Source organism: Streptomyces marokkonensis, assembly GCF_008312835.1.
GTDB classification, from domain to species: Bacteria; Actinomycetota; Actinomycetes; order Streptomycetales; family Streptomycetaceae; genus Streptomyces; species Streptomyces marokkonensis_A.
In genome coordinates, this window is the sequence record NZ_VSKS01000015.1 from 1 (window position 1) to 20,162 (window position 20,162).

General features: G+C 73.0%; 2 protein-coding genes. Both read right to left on the bottom strand.

Going from position 1 to position 20,162, the window contains the following annotated elements; all coding sequences use genetic code 11:
* On the bottom strand, window positions 1-6,500 hold a 6,500-nt coding region (locus F1615_RS24130), incomplete at its 3' end, for an SDR family NAD(P)-dependent oxidoreductase (RefSeq protein ID WP_149551167.1).
* On the bottom strand, window positions 6,497-20,161 hold the full coding sequence (locus F1615_RS24135; protein WP_149551168.1) for an SDR family NAD(P)-dependent oxidoreductase: 13,665 nt from the start codon (window positions 20,159-20,161) through the stop codon (window positions 6,497-6,499). The genes F1615_RS24130 and F1615_RS24135, both read right to left, overlap by 4 nt.
* Between the last annotated feature and the right edge of the window lies 1 nt (window position 20,162).

The following is a 20,162-nucleotide window of genomic DNA, read 5'->3' on the forward strand; positions in this document are numbered from 1 at the left end:
GCCTTGTTGATCGACTTCACCCACTCCACCCCGATGATGGAGTCCAGACCCAACTCCACGAAATTGCGCCGAGGATCGACCTCACTCTCCGACAGGAACAACACCGCCGCGAGCCCCGCTCGCAACTCGTCCCGCAACACACGCGAGGAGCGACCCGGTCCACCGGCCCGACGCGACCCCGCACCGGGCGCGGCCGCGGCCGCCGGAGCAGGCGGCGCAGGCGGCGCAGAAACGGGAGCGACCGGGGGGATCGAAGGAACCGGCTGCCCCGTCCCCCCGCCCGTGTCGGTCAGTACGACGTTGCGTGGTGTGCCCACGGGAGTCGTCGTCGGGACTGCCGCCGCGCCCGGATCCTGGAGCCGGATCCGGTGCTTCCGGGGAACGGCACTCGGTACGGCCGCCTCCCGCGCCGGGGGCGCCGAGGGTGCCGGGGCGGACTCCCGCGCGGCCGGCCGTGGCGGAGTACCACGCCCGTCGGTGACCCAGTGCGTCGAGCGTGCGAAGGGATAGCCGGGCAGCGTGACGATCCGTGGTGCGTCGTCCGTGAACAGCGCCGACCAGTCCGGGACGGCGCCCCGGCAGTAGAGCTCGCCCAGGGCGCGGCACACGTCCCGGTACCGCTCAGCCGGCACGCCCGGTGTCCGGAGCACGTCCAGCAGTGCTCGCGCCTGGACGTCCGACAGCGAACGGTCCTGGTCGCGGGGCGCTTCGCCGTGTACGACCAGGGGATGGTCCCGCCCGCTCCCGGCCGCGTCCAGCGCCGGGAGGACGTCGTCGGCACCGCTGACGACGAGTGCGCAGCGGTGTGCGAAGTGCTGCCTGCCCTCCAGGAGCGTGTAGGCCGTGTCCCGCAGCCGCTGGTGGTCGACTTCCCCTTGCGCGAGGGCCGCCCGGAGTTCCTGGACGCGCCGCCGCAGTCCCTCCGGAGTCCTGGCGGACAGAAGCAGCGGCAGAGCCGGGGCCTCGGTGACCGGGGCCCGGCGGGCGGGCTCGGGGTAGCTCTCCACCACCATGTGGACGTTGGTCCCGCTCATACCGAAGGAGCTGACCGCGCCGAGCCTCGTTCCCGTGGGGCCGGCCGGCCAGGACCTGGTCACCTTGTTGACGTAGAACGGGCTGTCCTCCCAGGCGATGTAGTCGCTGTCCTGGTCGCAGTGCAGACTGGCCGGGACGACGCCGTGCCGAACCGACTGGACGAGGGCGATCAGGCCGACCAGCCCGGAGGCGGCCAGGGTGTGACCGACATGGGTCTTGGTGGAGGTCAGCGCGCAGAAGCCGGTCTTGTCCGTGCGTTCCCGGTACGCCTCGTTCAGCGCGTTCACCTCGACGGGGTCACCGAGTCGCGTTCCCGTGCCGTGCGCCACGATGTGCTCGATGCGCTCGGGGTCGATCCCGTGCCGCTCGTAGACCTGCCGGTAGAGCCGCGCCTGGGCCGCGCCGTTCGGAGCGGTGATGCCGTTGGTCCGGCCGTCGTAGTTCATACCGCTGCCGCGGATGACCGCCAGGACGCGATCGCCGTCGGCCTCGGCCTGGGACAGGCGCTTGAGGACGAGGGCGGGGACCGCCTCGCCGAGGACCATGCCGTCGGCCCGTTTGTCGAAGGCCCGGCAGACTCCGCTCTCGGAGAGCATCCCCGCCTTGCCCATCTCGGCGAGGCCGTGCGCGGTGGTCGCCAGGTTGACGGCGGCGACCACAGCGGTGTCGCACTCGCCGCCGCGCAGGCTCGCGCATGCCTGGTGTGCGGCCGTCAGCCCCGAGGAACAGGCGGTGTTGACGGCCAGCACCGGCCCCGAGAAGTCGAGGAGGTAGGCCAGGCGCGAGGCCATGATCGCCTCGTGCTGGGCGGTGATGCCGCCCTCTCCCTGGGTGAGGCCGGCATAGTCGCCCTGTTCGGCACCGACGAACATGCCGACCGTCCCGGCGCGCAGCCGCCGTTCGCCGTAGCCCGCGTCCTCCAGGGCGTGCCACGTCTCCTGGAGCAGCAGTCGCTGGCGCGGGTCCATGGTGCGCGCCTCGCGCGGCGATATCTCGAAGAACGCGGCATCGAACTCCGCGACGCCCGGGACGAATCCGCAGCGGACGGCCTCCAGCCATGGGGCCTCAGGCCCCGCCCAGTCGGCCTGCCGGTCCGCCGGGACCGGTGACAACGCGTCCTTCCCCCGCAGGAGGTTCTCCCAGAACTCGTGCACGGACCGGGCGGCGGGGAAACGGCCGCTCATCCCGATGACGGCGATCGGTTCCGGCTCCGCGTGCGCCGTCGGCCGCGGCGCCGCAGCGGACGCGGACCGGTCCTCGGCCGCGGTGAAGCCGGCCTGCGCCTCCGGTGCCCCGGAGGAGACCGCAGCGGTGTCCGAGGCCGTGGCCCGCTCCGCGCGGTGCCGGCTCAGCGTCTCCCCGTGTTCCGCGATCAGGTGAGCGACCAGCTTCTCCGGGGTGGGGTGGGAGAAGAACACCGAGGGCAGCACCTCGATCGCGAGACTGTCACCCAGGGCCCTGGCCAGCTTGACCAGGCTGACGGAGTCGAACCCGAGCTCGGAGAGGTTCTCGTCGGCGTGGATCTGCTCGCGGGGCACCCGCAGCACGTCCACGATCGCCGTCCGGAGGGCCGAGAGCACCAGTGCCTCGGCGTCCATGTCGTCGCCGCCCTCCGTGTTCGAGATGTCCGCGGAGCGGCTGACGGGTGCGGCAGGGCGGACCTCGTGCCGTGGGACCGCCGGCGCGGGACCGGCGTCGAGCATGCGCCGTACGCGTGCCGGATCGCCGGCCATGACGATCTGCTGTGTCCCGCCCTGTCCCAGGAGGCGTTCGAAGAGCGTGAGACCTTCGGCTTCCTCCAGCAGACGCAGCCCGCTGGAGGAGAGGTACAGGTCGATGCCCTCCGTGTCGTCGAAGCCCATGCCGCCACCGCTCCACAGGGGCCAGTTGATGGCAACCGTCGCGCCGGACGCCGCCCCTTGGCGCACGCGCTCGTCGCGATGGTGTGCATGGAACGTCTGGAAGCGGTTGGCCACCGAGTAGGCGCAGCCGCCGAAGTCGCCGAGAACGGCCGAGGCCGAGGAGAAGTGGCAGAGGAAGTCGAGAGGTTCCGCGGCCAGTACGTCGTCGAGCACGCGCGTACCGTCCACCTTGGGTGAGAGGACGTCCTGGAAGGAGCGGACGTCAGCGCCGAGCAGCGAGCCGCGCTCGGCGACGCCGGCGGCATGGACGACGCCGTGGAGCGGGCCGAACCGCTCGCGCGCCGCGGCCACCGCTTCCCGCATGGCATCCGGGTCGGCCACGTCGGCCTGCCGGTACAGGACCTCACCGCCCACTGACTCGATCCGCGCGATGTCGCGCCGCTTGCGGGAGTCGAGCGGTGAGCGGCCGGTCAGCACCAGACGTGCCGACCAGTTCCTGGCCAGGTGCTCGGCGAGCAGAAGACCCAGGCCACCGGTGCCCCCCGTGATCAGGTAGGTGCCGCGGGGCCTGAGGAGGTGCTTCCCGGAGTGAGCCGGACTCGGGAGGACCCGGTTGACGTGACGGGCACCGGCACGGAACAGGGCGCTGCCGGACGTCCGTGCCGAGCACTCGTTCCACAGGCGTTCGAACCAGACGCCGCGGGGCGTCGTGCCGGACAGGTCCTGGGTCTCCTCCAGGATCGCGGCGAACCGTACGCCAGGAAGCACCCTGTCGAGGGAGCGTTCGAAACCGAGCCACGACTCCGCGTACGCCCGCTCTACGCCGTCGCGGAACTCTCCCGCCTGCAGGACGCGCCCCACCGGCAGCCCCGAGGCGGCGATCGCCTGCAGGAGGTGCACGGTGGCGGTGTACGAGCCGGGCTCCGCCGCGTCGTCCAGGGACCACAGGTTCAGGACGGCGTCGACGGCGCCGTGCCGCGACCGGATGTCCTCGAGCACCCGCACGAGATCGTCCGGGTTCCGGTGATCGGCTTCGTAGGAGTGGTCGGAGGTCCGGGCGAATCCCCGTCCCCGTGTGACGAACAGCAGGGTGGCGGCGGGGTCCAGTCCGTGTGCGGTGCGTGCCAGCTCGGTCCGGTCCGCCGGGTCGGGGCAGAGACAGACCAGGGTGCGCGGCGCATCCGCCAGGCGGACGGCGGGCAGCGCCTCCGGCTCCCAGGACTCCGTGAAGAGGAGGGGCGCCGGATTCCGGTCGTCACCGGTCACCGCGAGGGTGGGCGGCGCATCCGTCCCGTGCTCGGCGCGGGCCGCGGCCGAGCGCGTGGTGTCGATCCAGTAGCGGTTCCTGGCGAACGGGTAGGAGGGCAGGGCGACGCGGGCCGGGCACCGGCTCCCGTGCAGGGAGTGCCAGTCGACGGTGGCGCCCTCGGCCCAGAGCGCCAGCAGTCCCGCGAGGTCCCGCCGGGCGAGGGCTTCGGGCACGGCCGTGCCCTCGGCCGACGCGCGCGCCCTGCCGCGGACGAGCCCCTCGGCGTCCTCGCCGCCGTCAGCGAACTCCCGCAGGCGGGCGACCAGGTCCGGCATGGCGGTCACGACCGTGCCGAGCCGTTCGCGCATGGCCTCGCGCCCCACCTGGAGGGTGTGCGCGAGCGCGGGCAGGTCACCGGTCGAGAGGTTCTTCCGCTCGATCCAGTCCGCGAGTTCCGCCGCCTTCCGCCTCAGGCGCTCGGTGGTGCGGGCGGACAGGACGACCGGAACGGGACCGTGCGAGGCGACGGCGAGGTCCGGCAGGTCGTCCGGGTCCGGCCGGTACTCCTCCAGTACCAGGTGCGCGTTGGTGCCGCCCGCTCCGAAGGAGGAGATGCCGGCGGTCCGCGGGAGCTCGCGTTCCTCTCCGCCGACGGTGACGACCGGCCGTGTCCAGTCGGCGAGTGTCTGCTGGACCGTGAAGGGCGTGCTGCCGAAGTCGATGTGGGGGTTCAGCCGGGTGGAGTGGAGCGAGGGGGCGATCTTGCCGTGCCTCATTTGGAGCAGCACCTTGGTGAGCCCCGAGATGCCGGCGGCGCTCTCCGCGTGGCCGATGTTGCTCTTGACCGATCCGATCGCGCAGTGCCGGTCGTCGCGCGCGTGCTCGCGGAAGGCACGGGTGAGTCCGGCGACCTCGATGGGGTCCCCGAGTGAGGTTCCGGTGCCGTGCGCCTCGATGTAGCCGACCGCGTTCGGGTCGATCCCGGCCTGTCGCCACGCGTCGGTGATCACGCGGGCCTGGGTGGCGGGGCTGGGGACGGAGTAACCGTTCGTCCGTCCACCGTGGTTGACGGCGGCGCCCCGGATGACCCCATGGATGTGGTCCCCGTCCCGTACGGCCCGCTCCAGGGGCTTCAGCAGGACGGCGCCCACGCCTTCGCCCGGTACGTATCCGTCGCCCCCCTCGCCGAAGCTCTCGCACCGGCCCGTGCTGGAGACGAATCGGCTCCGGCCGAGGAGCAGGTACTTGTTGGGGTGCACCGACACGTTGACCCCGCCGGCGATCGCCATGTCGCAGGAACCGGACCGGATGCTCTGACACGCCAGGTGGATGGCGGTCAGCGACGAGGAGCACATGGTGTCGACGCTCAGGCTCGGGCCGTGGAAGTCGAAGCAGTACGAGACGCGGTTGGCGACGGCCGAGATGTTCCCGGACACGGTCACCGGGTTGCCGAGGACCTGCTCCTGGGCTCCGTACAGCTGGTATTCCGCGTACATGACGCCGACGTAGACGCCGATGGCGGGGGCACGGCCGGAGTCCACCGGCGCCTTCAGGCGGTCCGGGGTGTATCCGGCGTCCTCGACGGTCTCGTGGACGCACTGGAGGAACAGGCGCTCCTGAGGATCCATCAGTTCCGCCTCGGCGGGCGAGATGTTGAAGAACAGCGGGTCGAACTCGTCGACGCCGTCCACGAATCCGCCCCACCTGCTGTACGTCTTGCCGGGCGCGTCCGGGTCCGGGTCGAAGTACGCCCGGTGGTCCCACCGGTCGGCCGGTATCTCGGTGACGCAGTCGCGTCCGGCGGCCAGATTCGCCCAGAACTCGTCCACGGTGCGGGCCTTGGGGTAACGCCCGGCGAGCCCGATGATCGCGATGTCCAGCCCCTGCCGCCCGGGGAGAGCGGGCCCGGGCCGGGACGCCGGGGGTGAGGAGGGCTCGGCCTTCCGCGCCGACCACCTCGTCGACGCCAGGGGCTTGCGTCGCAGGGGGCGCGTGGAGCGGGAACCGCGGCGGGGAGTGGCCGCAACGGCGTCGGGGGCGTCGGCGGCCGTGTCCGCCGCGTCCGCCGTGCTCTCCCCGAGGAGACCGGCCACGTCGGGCCGCCGGGTGGCGACCAGGTGCCGGGCCAGTTCGCGGGGCGTGCCGAACTCGAAGAAGAGGGTAGGGGGCAGCGCCCCGAAGACCGCCTCCATCCGCGCCGTCATGGTCATCGCCATGACCGAGTCGAGGCCGAAGGTCTCGAAGGGCGCCCGAGTGTCGACGCGGGCGAGGGGGAGCTTGGTGACCTCGGACAGAAGGCGCTCGAGGTACTCGCTCGCCTTCTCCTCGAGCAGGTCGCTGTCGTAGTGCGTCACAAGTCCGTCCCATCGGTGGAGAAGGCGGGCAACTTCCGCTGCGTCGGGCCCGGGGTCTCCTCCCGGGTGCGGCCCGCAGGACGAGCCGAGACCCTCACCCGGCTGTGCCCGGAGCTCAGGATCCGGGGGAGGTTCCCGATATCCGCCGGATCCGGCGGGCCGTCGTCCCCCGACGGCCAGAGGACGGACTGGCTGTGACCGAACCGCTCACCCTCGGCGACGAGGTCCTGCCGGTACCGCGCGTAGGCGTTCAGGAAGGCGTGGGCGGCGGCTCCGTCGACCTGGCCGACGCCACCGTCCACCCCGTGCGGGGAGGAGAACGTCACGAAGAAGTCCAGCGGGAGCGACCGGGTCGCGGCGTCCAGGTTCACCACACCGGACGCCGTCGCGGCCAGGCCGTCCAGGACGTCGCGGTCCGGCGTGTCGACGATGAGCGCGCCGTCGGCGGCCCCGGCACCGTGGATGACACCGTCGATCGCCCGGTGGCGCTCCAGGATCCGCGCGACGAGCGCGTCCGCCTCGGAGGGGCGGGAGATGTCGGCCCGCTCGTAGCGCACCGCGCCGCCGACGGCCGGCTTCCGCAGCGCCTCGTGGGACTCGGCGTCCAGAGCGGACCGGCCGACGAGGATGACGGTCGCGTTCCCCGTCTGCGTGACGATCTCCCGCGCGACGGCACGTTCGAGCGCACCCGCCCCGCCCGCGACGAGATAGACGCCGTTCTCCTTCCACGGCAGGGTGTGAGGGTCGGCCGGGGCCTCGTACTCGGCCCAGACCGGTACCTCGCGGCGGCCTTCGACGTAGCGCACGAGTGTCTCCTCGGGGCAGCCGAGGTTCTCGCGGATCCGCAGCGCGGCGCGCTCAGGGGTGTCCGTCCGGTCCAGCACGACGACCTGGCCGGTGACGGCCGGGTTCTCGAGACCGGCCGTCCCGAGGACGGCCGCGAGTCCGCTGAGCAGCGTCGCGTCGGGCGTTCCGGGCACCACCAGCTGGACATGGTGCCGGCCGGTGGCTTCGCGCACGAGGGAGCGCAGGTGGCGCAGAACCTGCCGGCCGAAAGCGGTGTACCGGCCGTCCGGCGCCCGGTCCTCGCTGGTCATGAGGAACACATTGGCGTCGTCGCCCCGCAGGAGGGGCTCGAGTTCGGGCAGTCCGGCGAGCAGGACGGTCGGGCGCGCGGCGGGGAGTCCGGGCGGCCGGGCCGGTGCGGGGCGGGCCTGCCACCGCTCGCTCAGCAGGACCGGCTGCCCGGTGCGGGCCTTTGTCCCTCCGGCGGAGGGTGAGTCGTGGTCCGCCCCGGCGGGACCGGGCCCGGCCGCTGCGGGGTGGCCGCGGCCGGAGGCGGCCCGATCGATCGAGAGTCCGCCGATCCGGACACGGACCCGGCCCTGCTCGTCGGCCAGGTCGAGGTCGAAACCGGCGACCGGCGCGTGCCCGGCCCGCTGTGCGCAGGGCCGGACCCAGGCCCACATCGAGGGCGTGCAGGCGTCGAGAACGAGGACTTCCTCGATGGCGCGGACGACCGCGGGGTCATCGCCGTCGGAGGCCCGCTGCCGCCCGGACCCGTCAAGGGCGTCGGAGCACGCCTGCACCGCGGCGTCGAGCAGGCCCGGGTGCAGCACGAGACCGTCCTCGGTGTCGCGCGCGGGGTCCGGCAGCATCAGCTGGACGAGGGCTTGCCCGCGTCCGGTCCGAACGCTCCGGACGGCGCGGTGCGCGGGCTCCCGCGCGGGTCCGGTGTCGTGGTGGCGCCCGTCGTCCAGCCCGGTGACCGGGTCCGGTGTCCCGCAGGCCCTGCGCAGGGCGGGCAGGTCGAGCACGGTCTCCTCGGCTCCGTCCGCGAAGTACAGGACGCCCGCGCCGTGCTCGACGGCGTCGAGGCCGCCGTCCCCGCCCGGCGGTGTGCTCGTGATCCGGAAGAGGATGTCGCCGTCGTCCTGCGGACGCAGCCCGATGTGCACCTCGCGGTGGCCGTCGCCCGGATCGAGCGGCTGCGCGAACTCGATGTCGCGCAGCACGACCGGCGCCGAGGGGTCGACGACGGCCCGGCTGCTGAGGCAGCTCGCGGCCACGGCCATCTCCAGGAAGGCCGCGCCGGGCACCGGGTGGGCGGCGCGGACGCCGAGGAAGCGTTCGTCTCCGGTCAGGACGGAGGTGAAGCGCTGCTCGGTGAAGTCGGACGTGTTGACCTGCGCCAGCGGATGCAGCGGCGCCGGTCCGCCGGGCCCGGTCCGCTCGGCGGCGGAGAGGCCGTCGAAGGCGGAGTACCGCTCGGCCGCGAAGGGGTAGGTCGGCAGCGCGACCCGTCGCGGAGTCACGGTGCCGTGGAGGGACCGCCAGTTCACGGGCACACCGCTGACCCACAGTTCGAGCAGCTTCTCGTACTTCCCCTTCTCGGCCCACGCCGCGATCATCACGTCGAGGTCGGAGTCCGGCGCGAACAGGGTCAGTGTGCGGGCGGCATCGGTGATCGAGCCCCGGACGATCTCACCGCCCGCGAAGTCGTCGGCCAGGAACCGGCCGAGCCTGTGGACCAGGTCGGGCACGGAGGAAGCGACGACACCGAGTCGTTCCTCCCGCGCTTCGCGGCCGACCTGCAGGGTGTGGGCGACGTCCGCGAGGGCGAGGTTCGCGTGCTCGGGGCGGCCCAGCCACTCCACCAGCTGCCCGGCCCGGGCCCTCAGTTGCTCGGTCGTGCGGGCGGACAGCGGTATCACGGCACGCGGGTCGCCGCCGGCCGGTGCGGGCCGCGGTGGGCTGTCGGGGAGGTACTCGGCCATCACGACGTGCACGTTGGAGCCGCCGGCTCCGAACGCGGACACGCCCGCGACGCGCGGCAGCGCACCGCGCGTGCCGGCGTCCGGCACGGGAGCCGGCCACTCGGCGAGCTCCCGCTGCACCACGAACGGGGTCTGCTCGAAGTCGATGTGCGGGTTGAGCGTCGAGGCGTGCAGGGACGGGGCCAGGAGGCCGTGCTGGAGCTGGAGCAGGACCTTGGTGATGCCGGCGATGCCGGCCGCGCTCTCGGCGTGCCCGATGTTGCTCTTCACCGAGCCGATCGCGCAGAATCCCCGGTCGTCGGTGTAGGGGCCGAACGCCTTGCACAGGCCGGCGATCTCGATCGGGTCGCCCAGGGAGGTGCCGACGCTGTTGGCGTCGACGTAGCTCACGTCCCGCGCGTTCACGCCCGCCCGCCTCAGGGCCTCGCCGATGACCTCGGCCTGCCCCACCGGTTCCGGCACCGAGTAACCGCTCGTCCTGCCGCGGTGGTTGGCGGCGGTGCCCTTGACGACTCCGTAGATCCGGTCGCCGTCCGCGACCGCACGCGCCAGCGGCTTGAGGAGGATCGCGCCCACGCCCTCCCCCGGCGCGTAGCCGTCGCCTCCAGCGCCGAAGCTGGCGCAGCGACCGTCGCTCGACGCGAGACGGCCCTGGCTGAGGAGCAGGTACTTGTTCGGGTGCAGCGAGAGATTGACCCCGCCGGCGACCGCCGTGTCGCAGTCGCCCGACTCCAGGCTCCGGCAGGCCAGATGCACCGCCATCAGCGACGACGAGCACATCGTGTCGACGCTCATGCTGGGGCCGTGGAAGTCGAACACGTGGGACACCCGGTTCGCGACGGACGCGGAGCTGCCCGAGACGACCGGTGCCGTGCCGGCGTCCTGCACCGGCCCGCCGTGGAGCTGGTACTCCTGGTACATCACCCCGACGAAGACACCCACGCGGCCGTCGAGCAGGTTCCCCGTACGGTCCTTGCCCGTGTCCCGGACGTATCCGGCGTCCTCCAGCGCCTCGTGCACGCACTGGAGGAACAGCCGCTCCTGCGGGTCCATGATCTCCGCCTCGCGCGGGGAGATGTTGAAGAACTGCGGGTCGAAGTCGTAGACGCCGTCCAGGAATCCGCCCCACTTGGTGTAGGACCTGCCCGGTGTCCCCTTGCGCGGATCGAAGAAGCGCCCGTGGTCCCAGCGGTCGCCCGGGATCTCGGTGACGCAGTCCTTGCCGGCGGCGAGGTTCTGCCAGAACTCCCGCACGTCGCGCGCCTGGGGGTAGCGGCCCGCCAGTCCGATGATCGCCGTGTCGCCGGTTGCCGTGACCGGGGCCGGTTCGGCCGTACGTCCCGCCGGAGCGGCGGAGGTCACGGGCCGGGTTCGTCCCGCCCTCGGGGCGGGCCGCTCGGGGGCGCCCGGAGCGGCGGCCGGGATCGGCCGGGCCCCGCCTCCCGACGGGAGGAGCTCCACGACCTGCCCCGGACGGGTCTCGAGGAGGTGGCGGGTCAGAGCGGTGACGGTGCGGTGCTCGAAGAACAGGGTCTTGGGAAGCGAGCCGAAGACGTCCTCGAGGGTGCGGGTCATCTCCATGGTCATGACGGAGTCGACGCCGTAGTCCTCCAGGGGTGCCTCGGCGTCGATCCTGTCGGCGGGCAGGTCGATGACCGATGCCAGAAGCCGCTTGAAGTAGGCCACGGCCTGCTGCTCGGTGGTCTCGTCCAGGCCCTCCGCGAGCGCGGGCGCCCCGTTCCCGTCCGGGTCCTGAGCCGCGACGTCCGGCGAGGGCGTGGGCCGCGCCGCGGGACCGTCCACGAGGAGTCCGGCGAGCAGGGTCCGCGCGATCCTCCGGCGGTCGCCCGAGACCACCATCACCTGGTCGGACGGTGACGCCAGGGCCAGGTACAGGGCGCGCAGCCCGTCCTCGTCCCGCAGCGGAACGAGTCCGAAGCGTTCCCGCAGCGACCGTTCGGTCGGCGCGTCGACACCCATCCCGCCGTCGGCCCACAGGGGCCAGGCGACCGACAGGGTCCTCCCCCGCCGCTCGCCCCGGTCCACCAGGGTGTTGCGGTGCGCCGCGAAGGCGTCCATGAAGGCGTTCGCGGCCGCGTAGTCGGCCTGCCCGACATTGCCCAGGGCCCCGGCGACCGAGGAGAAGGCGACCAGGAAGTCGAGGTCCGCGTCCTGCGTGGCCTCGTCGAGGTGCACCAGTCCGGCGACCTTCGGTGCCAGCACCAGGGCGAACTCGTCCGCGTCCTTCTTGACGACGAACGCGTCGCGGGTGAGCCCGGCGGCGTGCAGGATCCCGTCGATCCGGCCGTACCGCTCCCGGATCTCCCGCACGAGCCTCACGACGTCGTCCCTGACCGCCACGTCGGCCTGCACATAGACCGTCTCAGCACCGTGCTCCCGCAGCCGTTCCAGCAGCGTTTCCCTGCGCGCGTCGCGGGGCCCACGGCCGGCGATCACGATCCGGGCCCCGCGGGCCCGCTCCGCGATGTCCCGGGCGAACACCGTGCCCAGGCCGCCGGCCCCCCCGGTGATCAGATAGACACCGCCGTCCTTCCAGGGCGTCACCGCCGTACGGCGGTCCACGTCCTCCTCGCGCCACTTCAGGACCTGGCGGAGGCCGCCGAGGTGCCGCACCCCGAAGTCGGCGAGCGCCGCGCGCTCCGCCGTCACCCGGGAGGCGGCGCGCTCCGGACCGTCCTGCGGGTCCACCAGCACCATCTGGCCGAGCAGCCGCGGGTTCTCCAGGCCGGCCGACCTCAGGACGGCGGCCAGTCCCGTCCACAGTGACGCCTCGACGGCCGGGGCGACCAGCTGGACCCTGACCGGGTGGTGGTCGGGCTCACCGAGCAGCCGCTTGACCTCCTCGAAGACCCGCAGCGCGTGGTCGGTGTAGCGGCGGCCGACGTCCGTGGCGCTCGATGCCAGCCGGACCACGCGCGCGGTGTCCCGCGCCTCGAGGGCCTCGGCGACGTCGGGGAGGTCCACGACCAGCACCACACCCTCGGGGGCCGGAGCCGTGGCCGGCGCGGGGTCGGCGGTCACCCAGTGGGGTACGGCGAAGAGTTCCCGGGGGGCCGTCGCCGCCGTGTGGGCGCGCAGGGCGACGCCCTCGAGCCGGAGACACACCCGTCCGTCGTCGTCGCACACGTCGATGTCGACGCGGCGCGAACCGCCGTCCCGGCCGATGCCGTCCCCGGCCGCGCCGTCCCGCAGCCAGGCCCACGCCTCCGGTGGGCAGGGGCCGAGGATCTCGACCTCGTCCACGGCGTACGGCAGCAGCAGATGTTCCTTCCCGGAATCCACGGACAGCAGGCCGGCGCACGCCTGGAGAGCGGCGTCCACGATCGACGGATGGAGCCCGTAGGCGTCCTGGGTGTCCCGCACGGCCGGTGGCAGCGCGATCCGTGCCAGGGCCTGTCCCGCGCCCGTCCAGAGAAGCTCGATGCCGCGATGCCCCGGGCCGTAGGCGATACCGCGTGCCTCGGCGGTCGCGTACAGCGTGTCGGCGTCGGGTCCGGGAACCCGGCACTCCTCACGCAGCCGCGGCAGGTCGACGCGGCCGGCGGGGTGCGCGGCCGCGGGCTGGGGCGTCACGTGGGCCGTGCCTCCGCCGTGGAGCACGTCGGCGGTTCCGGCCGCCGGGTCGCCCGGGACGAGGATCTCGAAGCCGACCTCGCCGTGTTCCCCGGGCCTCAGGCGGACCTGGACGGTCAGCCCCGGCTCGTGCAGGGTGACCGGCCGTGTCCAGACGACGTTCCGGAGCTTCGGGACGTGGTGCGGCTCGTCGAGCGAGGCAGCCACGGCGGCGCGCGCCAGCTCCAGGCACGCGGCACCGGACAGCACGGGCCTGCCGCCGACCCGGTGGTCCCGCAGGAAGAACTCCTCGCCGGTGTAGACCGAGGTGAAGCGCTGTCCCTGGAGGGTGGAGGTGTTGGCGTGCAGGAGCGGGTGGAGACGCGCGGGGTCCGCCGTCCGGTCCTGGCCGGCCGCGGTGGCGCCGGCCAGCCAGTGGCGCTCCCCCTGGAAGGGGTAGGTCGGCATGGACACGCGGCGCGGGGCGCCTGCGGACTCGTCGTGGAGCCTCGTCCAGTCCACCGCCAGACCGGTCGTCCAGAGCTTCACGACCTCGCCGTACGCGCGCCGTGCGAGCGCCGCGTCCAGTGTCCGTGTCCGGTCGGCGTCGGCGGTGTGGGCGGTCGAGGTGCCCTGCCGGCGTTCCACCCGGCCTCGGTACACATCGGCGATCTGGGCCTCGCCGTCCAGGAACGCCCTCAGTTTCCCGGCGAGTTCACCAGTCGTCGCCGCGACGAGTCCGAGGCGCTCCTCGTACGCCTCCCGGCCCGACTGGAGGGTGTGGGCGATGTCCGCGAGCTCGGTCGCGGCCCCCTCGCCCTCGCTCGTCCAGCGCAGCAGCTGACCGGCCTGGGCCCGCAGTGCCGCGTCCGTCCGCGCGGAGAGGACGACGGCGGCGGGGCCGCTCCGCGGAGGGGGGCCGTCCGCGGAGCGCGGAGCCGGAAGGTACTCCTCGACGACGACGTGGGCGTTGGAGCCCCCCGCCCCGAAGGACGAGATGCCGGCGATCCGCGGCGCGGCGGTGCCGTCGGGGCCCGTCGGGCGGTTCCAGGGCGTCAGCTCCCGGGCCACGTAGAAGGGGCTGCCGCCGAAGTCGATGTGGGGGTTGAGCACCTCGGAGTGGAGGGAGGGCGCGATGTGGCCGTGCTTCATCTGCAGCAGCACCTTCGTCAGCGCGGCGATGCCGGCCGCGCTCTCGGCGTGCCCGATGTTGCTCTTGACCGAGCCGATCGCACAGAACTGCGTCCGGTCGGTGTACTCGCGGAAGGCGCTGGTCAGTCCCGAGATCTCGATGGGGTCTCCGAGCGACGTGCCGGTTCCGTGCGCCTCGACGTAACTCACCGCTTCCGCGTCGACTCCGGCCTCGCGGAGCGCGTGTCCGATGACGTCGTACTGCGCGCGTGGGTTGGGGACGGAGTACCCGTTGGTCCTGCCGCCGTGGTTGACCGAGGTGGCGCGGATGACGCCGTGGACGATGTCGTTGTCCTCGCGAGCGCGGGCGAGCGGCTTCAGCAGGACCGCGCCGACCCCCTCGCCCGGGACGTAGCCGTCACCGCCCTGCCCGAAACTCTCGCACCTGCCGTTGCTGGACGCGTACTTGCCGCTGCCGAGCATCAGGAACTTGTTGGGGTGCAGCGACAGGTTCACGCCGCCCGCGACGGCCATCTCACAGCCTCCGGTCCGCAGGCTCTGGCAGGCCAGGTGCAGCGCGGTCAGCGACGACGAGCACATGGTGTCGACGGCCAGGCTCGGGCCGTGCAGGTCGAAGACGTACGACACCCGGTTGGCGATGGTCGACGCGCTGCCGGACAGCGTGACGTTACGGCCGCGTGCCTGCTCCTGGGCACCGTAGAGCTGGTATTCCTCGTACATCACCCCCACGAAGACGCCGACGTTGCCGGGCAGCCCGCGGTCGTCGCAGTGGCTCAGGGTCTCGCGCGTGTACCCCGCGTCCTCGAGCGTCTCGTGCACGCACTCCAGGAACAGCCGCTCCTGCGGGTCCATGAACGCCGCCTCGCGCGGGGAGATGCTGAAGAAGAGCGAATCGAAGCGGTCGACGCCGTCCAGGAAGCCGCCCCACTTGGTGTACGTCTTGCCGGGCGCGTTCTTGTCCGGGTCGAAGTAGGGGCCATGGTCCCAGCGGTCGGCGGGGATCTCGCTGACGCTGTCGCGGCCCTCGGCCAGATTCCGCCAGAACTCCCGGACGTTCCGCGCCTGGGGATAGCGGCCGGCCAGTCCGATGACGGCGATCTCGGTGTCCCGGCCCACCGGCTCCCGGCGGCGCCGTGCGACCGTCCGGCGGGCGTTCCCGGGCCTGGCCGCGGCACGTGGGGCGACGGTGTCCGCGGGCGTCCCTGACGGCTTCCGGCCCTCCTCCGCCGGGAGCAGTCCGGCCAGGCGCGGCCGATGAGCACCGAGGAAGTACCCGGACAGGGCGCTGATGCTCTGGTACTCGTAGAAGAGCGTCTTGGGCAGCGATCCGAAGACCCTCTCCAACCGGTTGGTCAGGTTCATCGCCATGATCGAGTCGATGCCGTACTGCTCGAGAGCGTCGTCGGCGTCGATCCGCTCGGCGGGTACGCGCAGCTCGGAGGCGAGGAAGTCGACCAGGTAACGGCTGACGCGCTCCTCCGGCGTGCCCGCCGGGAGGGAGCCGCCGTCCTCCGCGCCCGCGACGGCCGGGACCGTCTCTTCGGCGTGCGGGAGTGAGCCGCCGGTCCGCCCGGTCGTCCCGGTCTCTCCGTACGCCCTGGACGTGAGCCCCCGGAGGCGGCAGCGCGGCAGGCCGGCGTCGTCGAGGAGGTCGATGTCCAGCTTGCGGATGCCGAGGTCGGGCCGGTCGCCGTACCGGACCCAGGCCCACATCCGGGGGGTGCACGGCCCGAGGACGTCGAGTTCGTCGAGCGCGAAGGGCAGGTGGAGCGTTGCGGGGGCGGGCTCCGCGCCGTCGCCGTCCCGGCCGAAGAGTCCGACGGTGGACTGCAGGGCGGCGTCCAGCAGGCTCGGATGCAGCACGTACCCGTCGGCGTCCGCCGTCGTCCCGGACGGCAGGCGCAGTCGTGCCAGCGCCTGTCCGTCGCCGATCGCCACGCTCTCGACGCCGCGGTGCGCGGGACCGTAGTCGAGACCCATGGTCCGGTAGACGCGGTAGCACTCCTCGGCGTCCAGGAGCGCGGCACCGCACGCCGCCCGCAGCGCGGCCACGTCCACCGCCGCCTGCTCACCGCCGCCGGTGAGGGCCCGCACCGTTCCCTGGCTGTGGACGACGGCGTCCGCGCCCGGGTCGTCTCCCGGGACGCCGGAGATCTCGAAGGCGACCTCCCCGGCGGACCCGTCCTCCGCGGCGTACAGCGTCGTGACGAGGTGTGCGGCGGTCTCGGCGACGGTCAGCGGCTGGGCCCACACCACGTTGCGGAGCACTGTACGAGCGGTGTGCCCGTCGCGCGAGGCGTCCAGTGCGGCCCGGGCCATCTCCAGGTACGCGGCGGCCGGCAGCACCTTGCGGCCGTCGACGACATGATCGGTGAGAAAGGGCTCCCCGCCCGTGAGTACGGAGTCGAAACGCTGGGCGTCGAGGGTGGAGGTGTTGGTGTGGACGAGCGGGTGGAGCCGGCCGGGGTCGGCGGGGCGGGGTGCCGCGGCCAGGCCGCCCACCCAGTAACGCTCGCGGGCGAAGGGGTAGCCGGGCAGCGGGAGCATCCGGGGGCGCCGGGCACCGTACAGCTTGCCCCAGTCGACGCTCAGGCCCTTGACCCAGAGACCGAGCAGCCGGTCGAACTTGCCCTTCTCCATCCACAGGTCGACGGTCGCGGCCATGTCGCCGTCGTCGCCGAGGGCGGTGAGCGCCTCCCGGTGCTCCTTGACGTTGCCGAGGTGCAGGTCCTCGACGTCCTCCTCGCCGGCGACGAACCCGGCGAGTTTCCGGATGAGTTCGGCGAGCGAGCCCACGGGCAGCGCGAGCCGCGCGTCCATCGCTTCCCGGCCGAGCTGAAGCGTGTGGGCGACGGCACCGAGATCGACGGCGGCCGGGCCCCGGGAGCGCAGCCAGCCGAGCAGGTCCCGGGCCCGCTCCCGCAGACGCTCGGTGTCCTTCGCCGAGAGGACGATCAGTGCCGGGGCACCCCCGGACGCGGGGTCGGGCGCGGGGTCGGCCCGGCGGTACTCCGCCACGACGACATGGGCGTTGGAACCGCCGGCGCCGAACGAGGAGACTCCGGCGATCCGGTCGCCCTCCGTCGTCTCCCCTTCGCCGCCGACGACCGTGGGCCGCGCCCACTCGGTCGTCTCCCGCTGGAGGCGGAACGGCGTCCGGGTGAAGTCGATGTTGGGGTTGGGCTCCCGCGCGTGCAGGCCGGCCGCGATGGAGCCGTGCTCCATCTGGAGGACGACCTTGAGCAGCCCGGCGATGCCGGCGGCGGCCTCGAGGTGCCCGATGTTGCTCTTCAGTGAGCCGATGGCGCAGTGCTGCCCGGAGACGGTGTCCGGCGCGAACGCCTGGGTCAGCCCGTCGATCTCGATCGGATCGCCCAGCTCGGTGCCGGTGCCGTGTGCTTCGACGAAGCTCACCTCGCCGGCGGAGACGCCGGCGCGGGCGAGCGCCTCGCGCACGACCTCGGCCTGCGCGACCGGGCTGGGCACGGTGTAGCCGTTGGTCCGGCCACCGTGGTTGACGCTGCTGCCCCGCAGGACGGCCCGGATGTTGTCGTTGTCCCGCTCGGCGTCGGACAGCCGCTTGAGCAGGACGACGGCCACGCCCTCCCCCGGCACGAATCCGCTGCCACCGGCTCCGAAGCTGCGGCACCTGCCGTCGTCCGACAGCATCCGCTTGCCGGACATGAGGGTGTAGTTCGAAGGGTGCAGGTAGAGGTTGACCCCGCCCGCGACGGCCAGGTCGCACTCGCCGCGGCGCAGGTGCTGCATCGCCTCGTGGACGGCGCTCAGGGAGGAGGAGCAGAGCGTGTCGACGGGCAGACTCGGCCCCGTGAGGTCGAGGAGGTACGACACCCGGTTCGCCACGGAGGCGAACGAGGTCAGGGGGTGCAGCTTCTCGTTCCGTTTCCACAGATCGGGCCCGTACAGGTCGAATCCGGTCTTCGAGACGCCGGCGAAGACGCCCACCTTCCGGCGGTGCGCGTCGGCCAGGCGCTGCCGGGTGTAGCCGGCGTCCTCCAGCGCGTTCCAGGATTCCTGCAGGAACAGGCGCTCCTGCGGATCCATGCTCATCGCCTCCTGGGGCGAGATGGCGAAGAAGAGGGGGTCGAACTCGTCGAACCCGTCCAGGAATCCGCCCCACTTGCCGTAGCTCAGGCCCGCCGCCACCGCCTCGTCGCGGTCGGGGTGGTAGAAGCCCTCCAGCGGCCAGCGTTCCTCCGGGATCTCCGTGACGCAGTCCCGTCCGGTGGCCAGGTTCTCCCAGAACTCCCGCAGGTTGCGGGCCATCGGGAACCGTCCGCTCATGCCGATGACGGCGACCGCGTCCTCGGTGGGCGCGGCGGCGGGCGGTGCCGCCGCGGGTGCCGGCCGCTCGGTGACGGAGGGGTGCGCCGGCCGCGGTGCCGCGGTGGCCCGCCGGGGCTTCTCCGTCCCCGTCCAGTCCAGACATTGCTGCCGGTGCGCGCGCAGGAGGTGGCGTGCCAGGGCGTCCAGGGAGTTGAACTCGTACAGCAGCGTCTTGGGCAGGTCCGGGAAGACGTCGGCGAGCTTCCGGTTGAGCCGGGCGACGACGATGGAGTCGATGCCGTAGGTCGTCAGCGGCGCCTGGGCGTCGATCTTCGCGACCGGGAGGCCGATGACGGCGCCGAACAGCTGTCCGAGCCGACGGAGGATCCTGTCGCGCAGCGCCTCGTCGTCGATGTCCTCGGCCACGGCGGGGACGGCGGCGGGGGCGGGGGCGGACACGGCGGTGTCCGGCTGCTGCCCGAGCAGCGTCCGGCGGATGCGCGGGCCGTCGCCCTCGACCGCCATCACCTGGCAGTGGTCCGATCCCAGTGACGCGTGGAAGACCCTGATGCCCGACTCGGTGCGCAAGGCGTGCATGCCCGTCTGTTCGCGCAGTGCGTGCTGCGTGTCCGCGTCGACCCGCATCCCGCCCTCGGCCCACAGCGGCCAGTTGAGCGAGAGGCTGCGTCCCGAGCGCAGGCCCTGCGCGACCAGACTGCCCCGGTGGTGGGCGAACGCGTCCAGGAACGCGTTGGCGGCGGCGTAGTCGGCCTGGCCGACGTTGCCGGTGACCGCCGCCGTGGAGGAGAACAGGGCGAAGAAGTCGAGTGCGTCGTCCTTGCTGGCGACGTCCAGATTGAGGGTGCCGGCCGTCTTCGGGGCGAGGACCTCGCGCAGTTCCTCGGCGCCCTTGTGCGCCAGGAAACCGTCCCGGAGCACCCCGGCGCCGTGGATGATGCCGTGGAGGGCACCGTGCTCGCGCCGCACGCCGGCCAGGTACGCCTCGACGGCGTCCGGGTCGGCCACGTCGAGCCGGGTGTACTCGACCCGCGCGTGCGGGCGGCACAGGCCCTCCAGCAGGTGTTGCCGGTCGCCGTCGAGTGCGGAGCGGCCGCTCAGCAGGAGGGACGCGTTCCGTACGGATCGCAGCAGGTCGTGGGCGAAGATCAGTCCGAGTCCGCCGAGACCGCCGGTGACGACGTAGGTACCGCCTTCCCGCCAGGGCAGGGCCGTGTGCTCGGGCATCGGCAGCTCGTGCCAGCTCAGTACCTCGCGGACGCCGTCGTGGAAGCGCACGACGCGGTCGTCGCTGCGCTCGCGGCTCGCCAGGATCCGGCGTGCGGTGGGCTCCGGACCGGCGGCCGGGTCGACGAGGACCAGCTGGGGCACGATCGCGGGATTCTCCAGGCCCGCGCTCCTGATCATGCCGATCAGGCCCGACAGGAGGGCGTCCTCGCCCCGCGAGGAACAGACGAGCTGAACCAGCGTGGCGGGCAGTTCCGGGTCGCCGGCCGGCGAGCGGAGCGCGGTGAGCACCTGGCCCGCGAGGTCGGCGTAGCGGTCCGCGAGTCCGGTGGCCCCGGAGCGCAGGAGGCGCACGTCGGTCGTCGCGTCCTGCTGAAGCAGCGCGGGTTCCAGTTCCGGCGGCCCGGCGAGCAGCACCATGTGTCCCGGCTTCCGTCCGGTCGCGGGGCCGTCGGCGGCCCGCCAGACCGGGTGGCACCGCAGCAGCTCGGTCGGCGGTGCCGCACCGGGGGCGTCCGCGGGCAGCCCCGACCGGCCCTGACGGTCCCTCAGGTACCGCTTGACGTAGTCCCTGGAGACGCGGTCGGCCTTGAGATCCAGCAGGAGCCGTTCCAGCCCACTGTCCATG

Bases quoted from the DNA above. Each gene is read 5' to 3' on its own strand.
- F1615_RS24135 (WP_149551168.1), bottom strand. From the start codon at position 20,161: ATGGACAGTGGGCTGGAACGGCTCCTGCTGGATCTCAAGGCCGACCGC.